The sequence below is a fragment of the Acinetobacter sp. TW_SC_4 genome (assembly GCF_054861205.1).
The window spans coordinates 1,205,490-1,223,268 of record NZ_CM142174.1; the positions used below are offsets into that span (position 1 = coordinate 1,205,490).

A 17,779-nucleotide genomic window follows, 5' to 3' on the forward strand; every position below is an offset into this window, starting at 1 on the left:
TTACATCTCATATCACAAGTCTATAATAGTTGCTGCAATATATTTGATACAGGTTATAGGCAGTTTAATGATCGTTTTAGGCTTGGAAACGTCGTGTGATGAAACAGGACTTGCGCTGTATGACAGCGAGTTGGGTTTGCGCGGACAGGTGCTGTACAGCCAGATTAAACTGCATGCTGAATATGGCGGCGTCGTACCAGAACTAGCTTCGCGGGACCATGTGCGTAAACTCATTCCTTTACTGAATGAACTGTTTGAACAAAGTGGCATCAAAAAATCAGAAATTGATGCGGTGGCTTATACCCGTGGTCCGGGCCTGATGGGCGCATTAATGACGGGCGCACTGTTTGGTCGGACTTTGGCCTTTGCCTTAAATAAACCGGCGATTGGTGTGCATCATATGGAAGGTCATATGCTGGCGCCATTACTTTCTAAAACGCCACCGGAATTTCCATTTGTGGCATTACTGGTGTCTGGTGGTCACTCACAGCTCATGGCTGCTTATGGCATTGGGCAGTATGAATTACTCGGTGAATCGATTGATGATGCAGCGGGTGAAGCATTTGATAAAGTTGCGAAGATGATGGGTTTGCCATATCCAGGTGGCCCGAATATTTCCAGACTGGCTGAGCAGGGCGATCCGAATGCCTTTGCTTTCCCACGTCCAATGCTGCATCAAGGTTTAGAATTTTCATTCAGTGGTCTAAAAACCGCAGTTTCTGTACAAATGAAAAAACTCGGTGATGAAAACCGCGATGCCGATATCGCTGCCAGTTTTCAGGAAGCCATTGTAGATACTTTAGTGAAAAAGTCGGTGAAAGCATTGAAGCAAACAGGGCTTAAACGTCTGGTAATTGCGGGCGGTGTCAGTGCCAACAAGCGTTTACGTGAGCGTTTAGAAGCAGATTTAGCCAAGATTCGTGCATCGGTTTATTATGCGGAACCTGCACTCTGTACAGACAATGGTGCCATGATTGCTTTTGCGGGCTATCAGCGTCTAAAAGCAGGACAGCATGATGGCTTGGCGGTGACCACCACACCACGCTGGCCAATGACGGAACTGACTAATCCGACAGAGGCATAGATTTCAGGCTTGAAGAAAAGAGACTTAGGCCTCTTTTTTTATTGTGAATTTTTAAATGAAAACTTATAGCAACGGTATGTTGTAAATATATAGTTTTATGGCTGTATTTAGAGCTCGTATATTCTATTGAAACCGGAAAAATAGTTTAATAGCTTAAGTTTATATCATGCATATTTTTACAGGTTCGCAGCAGAGGCAATCTCGGATGGAAATTATAAATTTCAAAAGTTTTCAGGATGCGGGACAGGCAGTTTTAAAATATCTGCATCAGCATTTTGGCTTTAATTTATGGATGATCACTCGAGTAGAAGGCCAAGACTGGATTGTGCTGCAAAGTGAAGACCATGGTTATGATATACGACCCGGCCAAGTGTTTCAGTGGGCTGATTCTTTTTGTTCTCATATGGTCGTAGGTAAGGCCCCGAGAATTGCCCCCCGCTCTGAAGAAATTCCTTTATACGCCACAGCGCCGATTAATCAGCAGGTCTGTATAAAATCTTATATTGGTCAGCCACTCCTTAAAGAAGATGGCAGTTTGTTTGGAACACTCTGTGCGATTGATCCAGAAACCAAATCGGAAGCTATTTTGCAAGATATGCAACTGATCGAGTTATTGGGACAATTGCTCAGTTCGATCTTGCAGGCAGAATTGCGTCAGAGTGAGCAGATAAGACAGCATGAATTATTGCAGGAAGAAGCCAGTAAAGATGAATTGACCGGGCTCTATAATCGCCGGGCCTGGGAAAAACTGCTGCGAGCTGAAGAAGAGCGTTGCAAGCAATATGGTCATCCCGCCGCTGTATTATTTATTGACCTGAATGACCTAAAAAAGGTGAATGATAGTTTGGGTCATGATGAAGGTGATAAGCTGATTCAAAACGCGGCTCAAGTATTACGAGATAATGTACGGATCAACGATATTGTTGCCCGTTTAGGTGGCGATGAGTTTGTGATTCTTAGCGTGGAAAATGATGAAACGAGTACTGAAAGTTTAGTGGATCGTTTAATTAATGCCTTTGCAGCAGCAAACATTGGCGCAGCGATTGGTATGGCGATGCGTCATCCTGGTCATGGTTTATTTGCAGCGCTCGCACAAGCGGATCAGAACATGTTTGAGTATAAGCGTCGGAAAAAATCCAGTGAATCGAGCAATCTAAAATAATTCACGCTTTAAATCTTCTATAAGTGATTAAGCATCTCATATCATGAAAATGATTATTTTCTATGCTCTAAAGTCATCCTATCTTTCAATATTCTCTTTCATCGCCATGTATGAAAGTTGAACATGATTCTCCATAAAAAAGAAAATTCAATCCATCTTTAACTTAACCATTACAAATTTTATAAGCTTTGTTGCAAACTTAATCGATCTAATTAAATGTGCTTTAAGTGTGTTGAAAAGTGACTCTGGTAAGGAAAAAAATTCAAATAAGCGCTTCATTTCTTATGATAATTGTTGTTCGAAATATAAATTAAAATTACAGAGTTAATCCTTAGTTTATTAAAAGATAAAGCACGATCAGAGTGTAAGAAATACTGTCCAGAAAAAATATCATCGACAGGTAGTGGGTTTGTATTGTGCAGTTTTAATACACCCATCTTTCATTCTCAGTGAATAAAAATGCAAAGAAATTCTAGGGAATAAAATTTTATGAAAAAGCAGATGTCATTCTTTGGGCTGGTTTTGGTTTCAGGCTTGCTTACCGCATGTGGTGGCAGTGGAGGTAGCTCAGACAATTCTACAGTGACCACACCGCCAAATGTTCCAGAGCAGAGTATTTCTCCTGAACTTTCAGAAGAATTTATTCCTTTTGAGGATCGCGATATCATCGAGAAAATCCGCGACAAAATTAACAATAGCACCAGTAATGATACGGACTATAACGTTGCGTTAGGTCATATGATTGGTGAAGTTTTTGCGGATTATCCTTATGGACGCACGAGCCGTATTATCAAGATTTATAATTTGGGTGTGAACAGCATCAAATATCCGAATCTGATCTGTTCTGAAGTGAATACCAATGGTGCAGTGAAAACTTTTAAATTAAAAACCGATAAAAATAACTGTATTGTTCTGGATAAAACCTATCGCAAAGATTCAACCATTACCCAAACGGTCAACGATGATACTACGACCTTGACCTTTAGCAATGTACATTATGGTTCCAATGTTGATTTTAATCTAAAAGATGATTATCTGATTTCAGGTACGATTGTTCATACCAAAAGCAAAAACAATTTGGGTGCATTGGAAAGCTATAAAATTGCCCGTCTGGAATTTCAGCGTGTAGCGGAAGACAAGAATGCGGGTAAATCTGGCGCCGAGTATGATGAGCTGAGCAAGGAATACTTACTGGTACGTAATTATAACTATAGCCTTGTAGATGACTATGGTAGTGGCAGTAATGGTATTCGTACCTTAACCAGCAGCGACAGCATTATTGGTCAGCCAAATTTGGCGGATTACCGTTATAGTTTTGATTTTAATACGACTACATCATTCAAGATGGACGAAACGGTGTTAAATAATTATAAGCATCTGCCGAAAGAGGGGGTGCTTAAAATTACTGACAGTTATGATCAGGTGATTGAGGTTAAACAGAATCAGCCTGAATCCTTAAAAGCGACTGTCTATTTCAATGGCAGTGAGCTGGATGATCTGCTGTGGTCTACGATTATTGGCAATAAAAAATAAGAACTAACCTTATAAAAAAAGCTCCATTAAGGAGCTTTTTTTATTTGGGGAAAAATTTACAGAGAATTTAACTGCTGCGAACCAATCCAGTGTTTAGAGAACTGATAGGCTGCACGGCCTGAGCGTTGGCCACGTGCCTGACACCAGCGTAATGCTTCAGCACGGGCTTCAGCTGTAAGTTGCATATCTGCCTTTTTCAAATAATGCTCAACGATTTCCAGATACAGGTTTTGATCCATTGGGTAGAACGACAGCCATAAACCAAAACGATCCGACAAGGAAATTTTCTCTTCAATGGCTTCCTGTGGATGTAACTCTGTATATTGCGGTACATCTACTTTGGTCACCGGGGTATTTTCATGCATGAATTCCGGTAATAGATGACGACGGTTACTAGTCGCATAGATCACAAAATTACTGGAACCGGACTGTAATGAGCCATCTAAAACACTTTTTAGACTGCGATAGTTTTCATCTTCCGCATTGAAGGCCAGGTCATCACAATAGACAATAAACTTTTCCGGACGACCGGCGATCAGTTGCTGAATTTGTGGAAGATCTGACAAATCATCACGTTCAATTTCAATCAAACGTAGACCCTGATCTGCATATTCAGTCAACAAGGCACGCACGATCGAAGATTTGCCTGTACCGCGAGAGCCAGTGAGTAAGACATCATTGGCAGGTAATCCTTTTAGAAACTGCAAAGTATTCTGAATGACTTTTTCTTTTTGTCGCTCAATGCCTTTTAAATCTGCCAGTTCAATCTGTTTAAGCTGGTGAATGGGTTTGAGTTCTCCAGCCTGCCATTTATAGGCATAAGCAGAAAAATCAGGACTTTGTTTTAATTCAGGCAGGCTTTGCTGGAGCTGGAGAAGAACAGTAGAAAGAGCATTTACGATATTGTCAGGTAAATCAATTTTCGCCATGATTTGAGCAGTACATTTACAATTATGGCTAGAATACTATCACTGTAAAATTCACAGTCAAAGTCTGGAAAGTGTGATAATTTGCCTAAAGTGGTGAATTTTCGTTATTGTAGTACAAAGAAAATAGATGCCCGTTTTTTGTTTATGGCTGCAGGGTGTCTGAAAATTACAATATAGATAGGGAAGAGGGGCAGATGCTGTTTAAAGATTTTACTCAGGATATCAATCCACATCAGGCCTATCGTATTAAAAAGCTGAAGCAGCAATTGCAGCAGGCTGAAACTTACGAAGAATGGAAATATATTGCCTTAAAGATCGACGAAGAATCTGGGGCACAAGAATGGAAATTGGATAATAGTTCACCGTATTTTGATGCCGAAGTGATTGCGCATCGACTGGGGAAATTAAGACGTTACCGTCAGCAGAAACGCACTCGTGACCTGATGTATATCCTGCGTGAAGGGCTGAGTTACGATATTGCCAATATCGCCCATCCTTTATTGTTTACCGTCACTTATGTCGGCACTAAAAAAATTATTGAGGATTATGTAGAAGAAGTCAGTCTGGGCTTGGCTTATATTGCTTCTGCACAATGTACCTGTCTGACTCTTGAAGAGAAAATTGAATATTTTGAGCACTGCCAACGTGCTTATGGTCAGCCAGCTTTAATGTTCTCGGGCGGTGCAACACTCGGCTTATTTCATACCGGTGTATGTAAAGCGCTAATGGAACAGGATCTGTTACCTCGAGTGATGTCGGGTTCTAGTGCTGGTGCAATTATGACCGCTATGTTGGGCGTCTCCAAACCCGCACAATATGTGGATATTTTAAAAGGTCATAACTTTTTCCATGAAGCATTCCATTTCCGTACCATGAGTGAATTACTGAAGGGTAATGGTGGTCTGGCGGATGTTAAATACCTGAAAAAATTCCTGATCGAAAACTTGGGAGATATGACCTTTGAAGAAGCATTAAAAACTTCGGGTCTACATATTAATATTGCGGTCGCGCCTTATGATGCAGCGCAGGATGCCCGGATCATGAATGCCTATACCTCTCCAGATGTACTAGTCTGGAGTGCGGTGCTGGCATCTTGTGCTGTGCCAATTTTGTTCCCGCCGGTACGTCTCACCAGTAAACGCCACGATGGGCAATATACGCCTTATATGGGCGCAACATGCTGGGTAGATGGCAGTGTTCGTAGCGATTTCCCGCAGGAGAAAATGGCGCGGCTGTACAATATCAATTACACCATTGCCAGTCAGGCCAATCCACACATTGTGCCTTTTATGCAGGATGATATTTCACGCTTCCGTAAAGGGACATTAAGCTGGCCGAAACGCATTGTACGCCGTCAGAGTGTGGTATTTACCAAAGGGATTATGGATTTTGCCCGTGAGCATGCGGGAAGTTTGCCGCCAGTCCGCCGTTTGCTGGATCATGGTTATGGCGTGGTGGATCAGCGTTACTATGGCGATGTGAATATTGTGGGTAAATATAGCCTGCGTCATTATAGCTATATGCTGCAAAATCCTCGTCCGCATTTATTCAAGGTGTTGCAGCGTGAAGGTGAGCGGGCGACCTGGCCAAAAATCTCTCTGATCGAAACTCAGGAGCGGGTAGGTAAAACTATTCAGCATTGTCTGGAACTGCTAAATTACCAGCATGCTCCAGATGCCAAGCAGGAATATATTGTTACTTAACCCCGCCAAACTGCATCAGCTTGATTTTCAGCTTAAGACCAAAGCCCGAAGTCTGGGTTTTGGTCGCCGTCTTTATTATCTAGAATTTAATCCTGAGACCGGGTCAGCATTGTGGTTAAAAACCCAGAATCTGGATTCAACGGCTATTTCTCACTATGCCCAGACTGGCTTAAGTCATGAATTGGATTTTTATGAAGCTTATGGTGAGCAAGAAGGGCGGACTTTCATGCTTCCGCATCAAACTATTCGAAAGCCGTTTCAGATTGGAGATGAATCTTTCAAACTGGCTTTGATCCTGCCTGATGCACCAGCACATTTTGAGGTATGCCCTAAGCTGTTTTCAATTCAAGAAGTCCGTCAGCATATACTACGGGCATTAGAAACGTTGATAAGCTTACAAGAACTCGGGTATCTGCATGCTGATCTCAAACGAGAGCATTTTGTCATTTATCAGAATCGGGTTTGTTTGATTGATTTTGAGCAGGTGCAGCCCCTCAACACTACCAGCCAAGCAATGAACGCAACGCCTCGTTATATGGCGCCCGAATTGTTCCAAGGGCAAGCCAAGTCGCTACAGAGCGAAGTTTATGCGCTGGGTATCATTTTTTATGAGTGGCTTACAGGGCAACGTTTAGAAGCGACAGATTATCAAGATTGGGCATTATTGCATTGTCAGCATTTTAAACCTGAGCTCCCTGCACAATATCAAGCTTTGCAAAGCCTGCTACAAAATATGCTTCGAAAGCACTCACAGGATAGATTGTCTGATTTCAAAGCCGTAAAACAGGCCTTACTTACTGAAATTGCATGAGAAAAATACAATAAATTGGATATTGTTTTTTATTTAATCAAACGAGTAGTTTTTTCTTAAAAAGAGCTTGTCAGGTGAAATTGATCCCTATAGTATACACAGCCATCGGGGACGTGGCGAAATTGGTAGACGCACTGGATTTAGGTTCCAGCGCCGCGAGGTGTGAGAGTTCGAGTCTCTCCGTCCCCACCAATTTACTTAAGAGATTGAGTAAAATGGCCGAGTAGAGGATTGGTGTAATGGTAGCATGACGGTCTCCAAAACCGTTCGTCAAGGTTCGAATCCTTGATCCTCTGCCAAAGTTTGAAAAAAAGTCCAACACAAAGTTGGTACCCTGATGGGGACGTGGCGAAATTGGTAGACGCACTGGATTTAGGTTCCAGCGCCGCGAGGTGTGAGAGTTCGAGTCTCTCCGTCCCCACCATCAAAAGAGACAAGGTTGATGCCTTGTTTTTTTTTGCTTGGAATTTAAGGCTGAGCCATCTTTTAATCTCATTTTCATTATTCGCTTACTTTCGATGAGTAGATTTTAAATACTCAAACTAAGTATCAGTGAAGGTGAGAAGAGGGAAGTCCTTTAAAATATCCAATCAATTGGCTGATCTAAACACTATTAAAATCAATATTCAGCACTCTTTCAAATAACTTGATTTTTTAAATTGGAGAAATGAAATTAAGCGGTTTTATTAAAAATAAGCCAGTATTTAATCACCAAAGAATTAACTGATTAATTTTTGATATAAAAACACCGAGTTGATCATAGAATCGCTTGTCAAGCAGATGCGATCGCTATAATATACACAGCCACGGGGATATGGCGGAATTGGTAGACGCACTGTGTTCAGGTCGCAGCGCCTTCTGGGCGTGAGAGTTCGAGTCTCTCTATCCCCACCATATATGAAGAAACAAGGTTAATGCCTTGTTTTTTTTTGCCTGAAATTTAGTGCGACATTTTTATTGGCTCGGCTTTTTATTCTTTGTATTGGATTAATTTATTGTTTAAACAACATGCTTGATCAAGATAAGTGAGGTTCTAGAGGTCTGTGATCTGCTGGGATTGAACTAGAGAGGCTTAGAGATCAAGTTCAAAGCAGTAGCAAAGAAACCTCATAAGGCCGAGTTTTCTTGTTAAATCTTATAAAAAATAAAAAAATTGCATTAACTGTTTAATTTATAGCGGAATAGGCAGTGATTGCTTGTAAAATCACTTGTCAATGACCTGCTATCTCTATAATATACACAGCCATCGGGGACGTGGCGAAATTGGTAGACGCACTGGATTTAGGTTCCAGCGCCGCGAGGTGTGAGAGTTCGAGTCTCTCCGTCCCCACCAATTTACTTAAGAGATTGAGTAAAATGGCCGAGTAGAGGATTGGTGTAATGGTAGCATGACGGTCTCCAAAACCGTTCGTCAAGGTTCGAATCCTTGATCCTCTGCCAAAGTTTGAAAAAAAGTCCAACACAAAGTTGGTACCCTGATGGGGACGTGGCGAAATTGGTAGACGCACTGGATTTAGGTTCCAGCGCCGCGAGGTGTGAGAGTTCGAGTCTCTCCGTCCCCACCATCAAAAGAGACAAGGTTGATGCCTTGTTTTTTTTTGCCTGAAATTTTATAAACGAAAAAAAGCCCATCGAAATGGGCTGATTATAGGAATAATAGAATTTTACTCAAATAAAAGGGTAAATCATGACTGCATTGATTAATTAAATTTAAGCTTTCAGATGATCTTCAAACTCCTCACCCAGCTGCATGGCCAATGCATTACCTGAAAGATCGCAGGTCACCAGACCATATTCTTTTTTAAAACTGAAACTAAAACCACGATTATCTGCCAGGGTGCGAACCGAATACCCCAATTTTTCTAACCAAAGTCTAAATGCGAGAACGTTTTTTGCTTTAACCACTTTTTTCACGAGATAACTCCTTCATCAGTTAAATCATAGATAAGGGTGAGAATTTTCGTTTTAAAGGGCAAATACCCTTATTTAAATTAATTTAATTGAATTTGTGGATTTAATGAACAAGATAATATAGACGAAATATAAGGTTTTTCATCTAAGTCTATGTTTTTTATTATTTTCAAGATGTTGTAACTAAATATTTTAATTTTAAGCCTAAATAATTTTTTGAATAGTTATTAATATTCAAATATTTAAATCAATAATTGTTTATATATTATTCATTTTAAATTAGGAATTAGCGTGGTTTGAAGTTTTAGAGTTTGAATAAGGCTGAAAAAATATACAATCTAGTAAAGTTTCCGAGTATTCAGATCATGGTGTTAGGCTCAGCCCTTTATACTGTCATGGATATAATTTAAATAAGATTGATGATGACTGAATTAAATATTGAACAGTACGTCAAACAGCAAATTAGAGGTGGATCAGGAAATTTGAACAACACTTATAAGTGATATTTTGCTCCCCAAATGATGTTATAAACATCAATATATGGAGTATTTTATGGCACGTAGACCAAGAAGAAATCATTCAAATGATTTTAAAGCTAAGGTAGCACTTGCTGCGATTAAAGCAGAAAAAACACTTGCTGAATTGAGTTCTGAATTTGATGTTCATCAAAACCAAATTATCGACTGGAAAAATCAACTGATTTCAGCTTCCTCGCAAGCTTTCGATCAATCAAAAGCTCCAACAGAACCACCCATCGATCTAAAAAAACTACATGCAAAAATCGGTGAGCAGGCATTAGAAATTGATTTTTTAGAAGGTGTGTTGAAGAAACTGGGCCGCTTCAACCACAAAAGTTAATCGATGACTCACTTCAGATTTCAGTATCTAAGCAAGCTCAGCTGCTGAAAGTCTCCCGTGGTTGTTATTACTATCGCCCAAAACCTGTGAGTGCATCAGATCTGAAGCTGATGCGGTGTATGGATGAGTTACATATGCAATACCCTTTTGCAGGTAGCCGTATGATGCGTGATTTGTTGAATCGTCAAGGACATCATATAGGACGACGTCATACACGTACTTTAATGAAGAAAATGGGCATTAATGCGTTATATTGCAAACCAAATTTAAGCCAGGCTAATCAAGCTCACCGCAAATATCCATATCTGCTCAAAGGATTGGCTATTCAGCGCAGTAATCAAGTGTGGTCTACGGATATAACGTATATCCCTATGGCAAAAGGCTTTGTTTATTTATGTGCTGTGATTGATTGGCATAGCCGCAAGGTACTTGCGCATAGAGTATCGATTAGTATGGAGGTTACATTTTGCATAGAAACATTAAATGAAGCTATTGAAAAATATGGTCGACCTGAAATATTTAATACAGACCAAGGCAGTCAGTTTACCAGTGATGCATTTATTGATGTATTGAAATCAAATGGCATTCTAATCAGTATGGATGGTAAAGGTCGATGGGTAGATAATGTGATGGTTGAACGATTATGGCGGAGCGTTAAATATGAAGAGGTGTATCTCAAAGCTTATAGCAGTGTCACAGATGCGAAAAAGCAATTGAGTGCATATTTTGAGTTTTATAATCTGAAACGACCTCATTCGAGTCTAGACAAAATGACACCAAATGAGTTTTACTATGATCAGCTACCCCAACAAAACAAGGTGGCTTAACTAGAGCGGAATATCACTTATAAATACGCTTTTAGTTGTTCAAACATGTGGGACCACCTCTAATTGAACTTATGCAGCAACAAAGGCAGGAGCCGGTTGCTGTGATGCTGGGTCATGAAGACTGGCTGGATTTTTCGGTACAGTCCAAGGTGGCGTATACGCCATTCGGTAGTGCGCGTCGTTATCAACCTGCTTTGGGTGGATTATTGCTGGTCAGGATTGATGAAATGAATGCGGTACGAGTGGTCACCCAGCAAGAACTGGATGACTATGCTCAGAAGCATCAGCTGCTCTAAGCAGCTATAGTTTAAAACGAGTCTTTCATCACGCGTAAACGTTGAAACTCTTCGACACTGTCTGCGCGTAAAAAAGGATTGGTTTCCAGTTCTGCTGCAATAGTACTGGGTAAGGTGCATTGCCCAAGCATGCGCATACGCTCAACCTGTTCGAAACGCTCCAGAATTGCTGGATTATCCGGTTCTACATGTTTGGCAAACTGTGCATTCGACAAGGTGTATTCATGCGTGCAATAAACCTGGGTACGTGGCGGTAGGGCAGCCAGGCGAGCCAGAGAGTGGTACATCTTCTGATAAGTACCTTCAAATACCCGTCCACAGCCCATGGCAAACAGGGTATCGCCACAGAACAGCATATCAATGGCATCCAGGAAGTACACGATATGGCCTAGGGTATGACCCGGTACGGCAATAATCTGTACCTCAACACCATGAAAACTGAACTGGTCGTCATGTTCAAGTGGATGGTTAATAAACGGAATTTTTTCCAGCTCAGCTTTTGAGCCATATACCGGTAATGTTTGTTTTCGAATTAAATCCGGAACACCAGCGATATGATCTTTATGCCAGTGGGTGAGCCAGATCTGACTCAGCTCAAGCCCGTGTTCGGCGCAGTAATCCTGAACTAGCTCAGCTTCAGTGGGGTCAATGACCGCGACCTGATGCGTCGGTATATGTTCAAGTAACCAGATATAATTTTGTAATGAGTTTTTGACATCAATACAGTGGATTTTAAACGGCATCATAAGACATCAGACCAAACAGATATTATGGATAAAGTAGCATAAATTCAGGCAGTCTGACTGTGGTCAAGGCCGCCTGTTTGCAAGAATTTTTTATATAATTTGTTTAAAAAGATCAGTTATTTATTCTGCATCTTTTACTGCGACAGCTTCGCCAATGGTATAGAAGTGACCACCGGCGACATGATGAATACTTTTCCATTCTTCGCTGACTTCATGATAGTACCAGTGCCCATTACGGAACACCCGATCATCGGCATAAGCCGCAATGACCTTACCAATAAACAGGTCATGGGTCTGCTGGTTATGTGGCTCGGAAATCAGCTCACATAAAATCCAGGCGGCACAACCTTCTACAACTGGGATCTCTTGATCTGCGAATTTGAATAACTGCACACCGGACTGCTCCAGTTTGTCTGGGTCATTGTACAGACTCAATGTTCCCAGGCTATAGACCATTTCCAGCTGTTTGAGGGTGGGAATCTGCAGTGCAAAGTTGCCAGAATTTTCAATTATTTTTCGGGTCTTGGTGCTTTTATCCAGCACTACGGTGACTTTTGCTGGACTGAATTCGAGTGCACATGCCCAGGCAGCGGTCATGACATCAGTGTCTTGCCCATCATTGGCAGACACCAGTACTGTTGGGCCGTGCGTAATCAGGCGATAGGCTTTTTCTAAAGGTACAGTTTGAATATGTGAATTGTTCATAAAGAACCTTAATGAGTGAAAAGGGAGAAAAATAAATCATCTGATCCACAGCATATAAAATTCCCCTTCTGGAAAAAAGCTTTTAAACTAAACACCTACATACAGGAGTAAAGAAAATGAAAATGTACCAGGTGGATGCTTTTACGACGCCTCTATTTAAGGGAAATCCTGCTGCAGTCATCGTGCAGGATGCTTGGCTGGATGATCACCTGATGCAGAATATTGCCCTGGAAAATAATCTGTCTGAGACCGCTTTTGTCAAAGTGCTGGATGCAGAAAATTATGAAATTCGCTGGTTTACACCGACCAAGGAAGTGGATTTTTGCGGACATGCCACATTGGCCAGTAGCTTTGTACTGTTCAAGGATTTTAGCTCTGCAAAAACCATTTATTTTCATGTCAAAGATCTAGGTATTTTTACAGTACGCCAGGATGAAGATGGCAAAATCCGGATGAATTTCCCAATCCGTCAGCCTGAACTCATTACAGAATATCCGGAAGCCTTAAGACAGGCGCTGACGAAGCCTTTTAAAAATGTTTATCTGAATACACAAGGTTATATTATTGAATATGAATCAGTGCAGGATGTGCTGGATGAGCAACCCAATATTGAATTGCTGAAGCAGCTGAATGGAAAAAGAACCGCGATTACAGCGGTGGGTCCATTACTGGATGTCGCGATTACCGCTGGCGATACTCAATATGATTGTATATCACGTTATTTTGCACCAAGTAACGGGATTAATGAAGATCCGGTCACCGGTTCAATTCATACCGGGATTGCACCGATCTGGGCGGAGAAATTAAATAAAACTGAACTGGTGGCTTATCAGGCCTCTCAGCGTGGTGGTGTATTATATTGCGCATTAAAAGAACAAGACCGCATTGAAATTTCTGGTTATGCCAAACTGTTTATGCTGGCCGAACTTTATATTTAATTAATATATTCAATAAAATACCGTGAAATTGCGCGGTATTTTATTTGGCCTCTTATAAAATAGACTATTCATAATAAAGACTTTTCTCTAAGATCAGAGTGACTGTAAATAAAAATTCACACTTAAAAATTTGGATGAACAATGCAAATACGCTTTAAACGTTTGAGCTTGGCGATTTTATTATCTACCTGGACAGCGGCCAGTTTTGCACAGCCGGTATTGGTGAAAACAGAACAGAATATCGAAGAATATCGACTGGAAAATGGCTTAAGAATTATTCTTGCGCCCAATGATAAAGAAAATAAAGTGTTTATGAATACGGTTTATCTGACCGGTTCACTGAATGATCCGCAAGGCAAAGGTGGTCTGGCACATCTGCTTGAACATTTGGCATTTAAAGGCACGGAAAATGTAAAGGGAGATGAGTTTCAGCGCCGTCTGGATCAATATACCTTAATGACCAATGCCAGTACTGACTATTACTCAACCAAATATACCAATGTGATTCGTCCTGAGCAGACTGCGGTCAATGAAGTAATTTTCCTTGAAGCTGAACGTATGGATAAGCTTGTCCTGCAAGAAAAGTATGTGCCAACTGAAATTGATATCGTGAAGCGTGAGCGTGAAATCCGTCTGGATCAGCCATTTTCCGTGCTGATGGATCAGGTGTTTAAATCAGCTTATGGCAATCAATATCTGGGACGATTACCGATTGGCGATTTGAACGAACTGCAATCGATCAAGATGCAGGAGCTGAACCAGTTTTATCGCCATTGGTATGCACCGAATAATGCCCTCATGATTATTTCGGGCAAATTTAATAAGGCAGAAGTGCTGAAGCAGATTGATACCCATTTTAGCCCGATCCAGTCCCGCAAAGTGCCTGAAGCGGTAAAAGTGCCTGCGCTAAAACCTGAACAGATCAAACAGCGTGAATTTACCGTGCAAAAGGGTAGTGATCTGGCCAAATTTAATATTTATCTGAACCAGTCAGAAGAAAGTATTAAAACCACGCTGGCCATGTCTCCAATCTTATATACATTGCAACCTAGCGGACACCTGTATCAAAGTCTGGTCGAGACGGGTAAGACCACTACAGTGCAGTCTATGACCTGGCTGGATAAAGATTTTAATCTGGTGTTTATGGGTGCCATCTATGCGCCAAATCATCAAGTCAAGCAGGTTGAGCAGGGCCTGATTCAGGGTGTAGAGCAGAGCCAGCCATTTAACGAAACTGAATTAAACCGGGCTAAAAGTCTAACCCGAAACCAGGCGGACAATATTAAAAATAGCGCAACCGCTTTAGGTTCGCGTTTAAGTGAATATGTAGTGGCTTATTCAGGTGACTGGAGCCAGTATTTTAAAGATCTGCAAGCCATAGAAAAGCTGGATGTCAATCAGATCAATCAGGTGTATAAGGCATTCTTTAAGCCAGAATATCGTATTTCTGGCAATATCTTGCCGACACCAGAAGATCAGAAAAAAGCACAGGAGCTGACCCAGACTGAAGTGCCGGCTCAAACTCTGGACCAGCAGGCTGAAGCAGCAGAACCGCTGAAAGATGTCAGTGTCTATCAGGCAGAAGTAAAGCAGTATGTGGTGCAGTCCAAGCAATATTTACAGGCTAAGGACAAGCAGATTCAACGGGGCAAACTGAAGAATGGCATTAAATACGCTTTATTCCCGACCCAGACTCAGGATGACAAAGTTTATGCCACTATTGCACTTAATTTTGGCACGGCACAAAGTTTGTTCAATAAAGGCGAGGTTCTGGATCTGACAGCTTACTTATTGCTGCGTTCTTCTGAAACCCAGAGCTTGCAACAGATTGCCGATAAAATTATTGAGTCTGGTGGTTCAGCCACGGCCAGTTCCTCTGAAAATGGCATGAGCATTCAGATCAGTGCCAAAAAAGAGAAGTTTGAAGAATTTTTCCAGTATGTGCTGGATGTGCTCAATAAACCGGCCTTTGAGCAGAGCCAGTTTGACCTGATTAAAGGACAAAGCCTGTCTGCGTTAGACCGTCCTTATACTGAGCCCAATATGGTGGCAGGCCTGACTATGTCTCGCGCGACCGAGATTTATCAGCCGGGTGACCTTCGCTATCATTTTGAACCTGAACTAGCAAAAAAACAGATTCAAGCTGCTACTCGTGAACAGGTCGTAGCGTTATATCGACAGTTCTTTAATACCCATCATGCCCAGATCGCAGTGACCGGGGAATTTAATCCGAAGTCCGTAAGTAAAGTCCTCAAAAATAACTTTGCGAGCTGGAAAGCTAAGCAGCCTTATGAGCTCTTAAGTGGTCAATATACAGTTTATCCGGCACAGAAAATCCATGCGTTGTCTGAACAGCGTGAGTTCGGTCATTATCAGGCTGTCATGACATTTCCTGTCGGTGCAGAACATGTAGATTTGCCTGCCATGCTGGTATTCCGACACATTCTAGGTGATTCACAGTTGTCTTCACGTTTAGCACAGGAACTGCGTGAGAAAAATGCGCTGGTTTATGGTTTCAGTGCCAATGCTCAGTATGATGAATGGATTGACTCAGGTGCATTAGGCATTCAGGCGAATTATACGCCTGGCCGATCAGCACAGGTGTCCCAAGCTGTGCATAAGGTATTGAATGAACTTTTGGCCAAAGGAGTAACCGAGCAGGAAGTTGAAGCAGCGAAAGCCACGATTTTGAAACAGCGCGTCACTGCACTGGAAGATGATCGTCGTATTCACAGCATGCTGATCCCACAACTTGAAAAGGATCGTAATCTGATTTATCGGGAAAAACGCGATCAGGCCATTGCCAAGCTGACCAAGGCAGATGTCGATGCCGTTATCAAAAAATATGTTAAACCGGATCAACTGGTTGAAGTCATGGCGGATCAGTATGGGAAAGCGGTGAAATAAACTCCATAATTTTTATAAGCCAATGACGGTATCTTTTCATTTTGAATCAGTGTTTAGATGTCTATATGGCTACTTTTGTTTCGGCAAAAGTAGCCAAAACCATTTGTCATTTGCAAAACTCGTCCACCACCTTCACGAAATAAATTTATTATAGAAGCCATCTTCTTACGATGTAGTCCTGCCTCAAACAATTGCGGATGACGTTTCCGCGTATCTATGACCATGAAAAATTTTAATCTACTTGTTGATTCAGTTTTACCCAATAAGACTTCTATAAGCGATAAAAGCGTTTCGCATTCTCATAAAAAACCGGCTTTACAGCATGTTCGTCATAGTTCTGCACAATATCGCTAAAGGCATCAATGATGGTGACCAGATCTGTGCTGACACGATCCATCGGGAAATTAGAAGCAAACATGATGCGATCTTTACAGAAACATTGTAAGGCATGTTGGATTAGCGGAGTCGCGAGCTGAATCAGTTCATCTTTTTTTGCCAGTTTTCGATCTAAATGAAAACGGTGACCGAGTACAGGCATAAACAGACCGGAGATTTTGCTATATACACTCGGGCATTTTGCCAGTTCAGCCAGGTCTTCTTTCCAGGTCTGAAAAATATAGTCTCGCTGCTGTGCTGTTTGTCCTGTCGCTATACCGACTTTACCAAAGATGCCGGCAGGTGTGCCCAAGTGATCCAGCACAATTGGTGTTTCAGGAAATGTTTTGGCCAGATGGGCCACATCAGAAATTTGGGTAGAATAAACCCAGGCATCAAAACTTAAATTGGCTTTGGCTAATTCCTCAAATCCTTTCAGAAATTTCTTGTTGCAGTATAAATGCGGTTCATCGGTCCAAGCATGAATGCCTTTATCGGCATGGAACGATGCCATTTTACGAATACCACGTCGTTTAGGCGAAACTTCCTGATGCAATTGCAGCAGCTGTTTAAAGTTTTTTTGACGAGGTTCAGCTGTGGCCACAATGCCGCCTAGCTGAATACTCTGTTCAGCAAAAGGCAGTCCGGCAATAAACCTGGTTTCATTAACCACACCAGTACCTTTATGCTCATGCCAGCTTGCTTCTATATGAACAATCTGTTCCACCTGATAATGACCGATGTCACGTTTATAATTTTCAGGTAGATAAGGTGCGGTCAGATGTTCGGTTAGACCAATGGTATCGATCACCGCTTTGGGCTTGATCAGTCGCACCATCTTGTCCAGCAGTTTTGGATGTTTGCCAAATAATTTTACGGCAGAGGCTGCGGCATGCGGTGTGGTATAAGGGTCCCATTGATGAATATGCGGATCTATAATCGGAAAGGGCAGTTGCTGCATGATATTTGTGGTCGTCGTTTAATTTTTATTCAT

14 protein-coding genes and 7 tRNA genes are annotated in these 17,779 nt (G+C 41.6%); 16 read left to right on the forward strand and 5 right to left on the reverse strand.

Translation table 11 applies throughout. The annotated features are described in order from the left end of the window. The first annotated feature begins 67 nt into the window (after positions 1 to 67). The 3 genes from tsaD (at position 68) to ACWM1W_RS05695 (ending at position 3,779) form a co-directional block, all read left to right on the forward strand. Positions 68 to 1,084, forward strand: coding sequence for a tRNA (adenosine(37)-N6)-threonylcarbamoyltransferase complex transferase subunit TsaD (gene tsaD, locus ACWM1W_RS05685; protein ID WP_214001366.1), 1,017 nt, complete (start codon positions 68 to 70; stop codon positions 1,082 to 1,084). A gap of 205 nt (positions 1,085 to 1,289) precedes the next feature. Then, positions 1,290 to 2,246, forward strand: a complete 957-nt coding sequence (locus ACWM1W_RS05690; RefSeq protein ID WP_214001365.1) for a sensor domain-containing diguanylate cyclase — start codon at positions 1,290 to 1,292, stop codon at positions 2,244 to 2,246. 489 nt (positions 2,247 to 2,735) lie between these two features. After that, positions 2,736 to 3,779 (forward strand): hypothetical protein, encoded by a 1,044-nt coding sequence (locus tag ACWM1W_RS05695; RefSeq protein WP_214001364.1) that lies wholly within the window; start codon positions 2,736 to 2,738, stop codon positions 3,777 to 3,779. A gap of 56 nt (positions 3,780 to 3,835) precedes the next feature. Here ACWM1W_RS05695 and ACWM1W_RS05700 read toward each other — a convergent pair whose 3' ends face one another. Beyond that, entirely contained in the window at positions 3,836 to 4,708 is an 873-nt protein-coding gene (locus tag ACWM1W_RS05700) for an ATP-binding protein (RefSeq protein ID WP_214001363.1), read from the reverse strand. Between the two features lie 194 nt (positions 4,709 to 4,902). On the opposite strand from ACWM1W_RS05700, the gene ACWM1W_RS05705 reads away from it, so the two are divergent. The 9 genes from ACWM1W_RS05705 to ACWM1W_RS05745 all read left to right on the forward strand — a co-directional run bounded on the left by ACWM1W_RS05705 (position 4,903) and on the right by ACWM1W_RS05745 (position 8,787). Beyond that, the gene (locus ACWM1W_RS05705; RefSeq protein WP_214001362.1) at positions 4,903 to 6,411 is read left to right on the forward strand and encodes a DUF3336 domain-containing protein; all 1,509 of its coding nucleotides are present in this window, start codon (positions 4,903 to 4,905) and stop codon (positions 6,409 to 6,411) included. Further along, a complete protein-coding gene (locus tag ACWM1W_RS05710) occupies positions 6,383 to 7,222 on the forward strand; it encodes a protein kinase domain-containing protein (protein ID WP_171065449.1) in 840 nt (279 codons plus the stop codon). The genes ACWM1W_RS05705 and ACWM1W_RS05710 overlap by 29 nt, the downstream gene beginning before the upstream one ends. Before the next feature lie 107 nt (positions 7,223 to 7,329). Continuing rightward, a tRNA-Leu gene (locus tag ACWM1W_RS05715) sits at positions 7,330 to 7,414 on the forward strand. Between the two features lie 33 nt (positions 7,415 to 7,447). Continuing rightward, positions 7,448 to 7,521 (forward strand) — tRNA-Trp (locus tag ACWM1W_RS05720). A 40-nt stretch (positions 7,522 to 7,561) separates the two neighbouring features. Beyond that, a tRNA-Leu gene (locus ACWM1W_RS05725) sits at positions 7,562 to 7,646 on the forward strand. A 384-nt stretch (positions 7,647 to 8,030) separates the two neighbouring features. Beyond that, positions 8,031 to 8,116 (forward strand) — tRNA-Leu (locus ACWM1W_RS05730). 354 nt (positions 8,117 to 8,470) lie between these two features. Continuing rightward, positions 8,471 to 8,555, forward strand: a tRNA-Leu gene (locus ACWM1W_RS05735). A 33-nt stretch (positions 8,556 to 8,588) separates the two neighbouring features. Beyond that, a tRNA-Trp gene (locus ACWM1W_RS05740) sits at positions 8,589 to 8,662 on the forward strand. A 40-nt stretch (positions 8,663 to 8,702) separates the two neighbouring features. Continuing rightward, positions 8,703 to 8,787, forward strand: a tRNA-Leu gene (locus ACWM1W_RS05745). 145 nt (positions 8,788 to 8,932) lie between these two features. On the opposite strand, the gene ACWM1W_RS05750 is transcribed toward ACWM1W_RS05745, so the two are convergent. Further along, positions 8,933 to 9,136 carry a hypothetical protein gene (locus ACWM1W_RS05750; RefSeq protein ID WP_004786362.1) on the reverse strand — a complete coding sequence of 68 codons (204 nt, stop codon included), beginning with the start codon at positions 9,134 to 9,136 and terminating at the stop codon, positions 8,933 to 8,935. 537 nt (positions 9,137 to 9,673) lie between these two features. Here ACWM1W_RS05750 and ACWM1W_RS05755 point away from each other — a divergent pair. Further along, positions 9,674 to 10,818, forward strand: a protein-coding gene (locus ACWM1W_RS05755) for an IS3 family transposase (RefSeq protein WP_375725726.1) whose coding sequence is annotated in 2 segments (ribosomal slippage) — positions 9,674 to 9,938 and positions 9,938 to 10,818 — 1,146 coding nt in all. Because the reading frame shifts where the segments join, the coding sequence is not laid out codon by codon here. A gap of 71 nt (positions 10,819 to 10,889) precedes the next feature. After that, positions 10,890 to 11,114 carry a hypothetical protein gene (locus ACWM1W_RS05760; RefSeq protein ID WP_448765306.1) on the forward strand — a complete coding sequence of 75 codons (225 nt, stop codon included), beginning with the start codon at positions 10,890 to 10,892 and terminating at the stop codon, positions 11,112 to 11,114. Positions 11,115 to 11,125: 11 nt separating this feature from the next. On the opposite strand, the gene gloB is transcribed toward ACWM1W_RS05760, so the two are convergent. Beyond that, positions 11,126 to 11,860: a hydroxyacylglutathione hydrolase gene (gloB, locus tag ACWM1W_RS05765; RefSeq protein WP_261634901.1), complete on the reverse strand. Its 735-nt coding sequence runs from the start codon at positions 11,858 to 11,860 to the stop codon at positions 11,126 to 11,128. 120 nt (positions 11,861 to 11,980) lie between these two features. Next, complete coding sequence (locus ACWM1W_RS05770) at positions 11,981 to 12,565, reverse strand: flavin reductase family protein (protein WP_214001360.1); 585 nt, start codon at positions 12,563 to 12,565, stop codon at positions 11,981 to 11,983. A gap of 116 nt (positions 12,566 to 12,681) precedes the next feature. On the opposite strand from ACWM1W_RS05770, the gene ACWM1W_RS05775 reads away from it, so the two are divergent. Then, positions 12,682 to 13,503 (forward strand): PhzF family phenazine biosynthesis protein, encoded by an 822-nt coding sequence (locus tag ACWM1W_RS05775; RefSeq protein WP_461603310.1) that lies wholly within the window; start codon positions 12,682 to 12,684, stop codon positions 13,501 to 13,503. Positions 13,504 to 13,644: 141 nt separating this feature from the next. Then, positions 13,645 to 16,410, forward strand: a complete 2,766-nt coding sequence (locus ACWM1W_RS05780; RefSeq protein ID WP_214001359.1) for a M16 family metallopeptidase — start codon at positions 13,645 to 13,647, stop codon at positions 16,408 to 16,410. A 271-nt stretch (positions 16,411 to 16,681) separates the two neighbouring features. On the opposite strand, the gene ACWM1W_RS05785 is transcribed toward ACWM1W_RS05780, so the two are convergent. Continuing rightward, positions 16,682 to 17,746, reverse strand: coding sequence for an amidohydrolase family protein (locus ACWM1W_RS05785; RefSeq protein WP_005235122.1), 1,065 nt, complete (start codon positions 17,744 to 17,746; stop codon positions 16,682 to 16,684). Between the last annotated feature and the right edge of the window lie 33 nt (positions 17,747 to 17,779).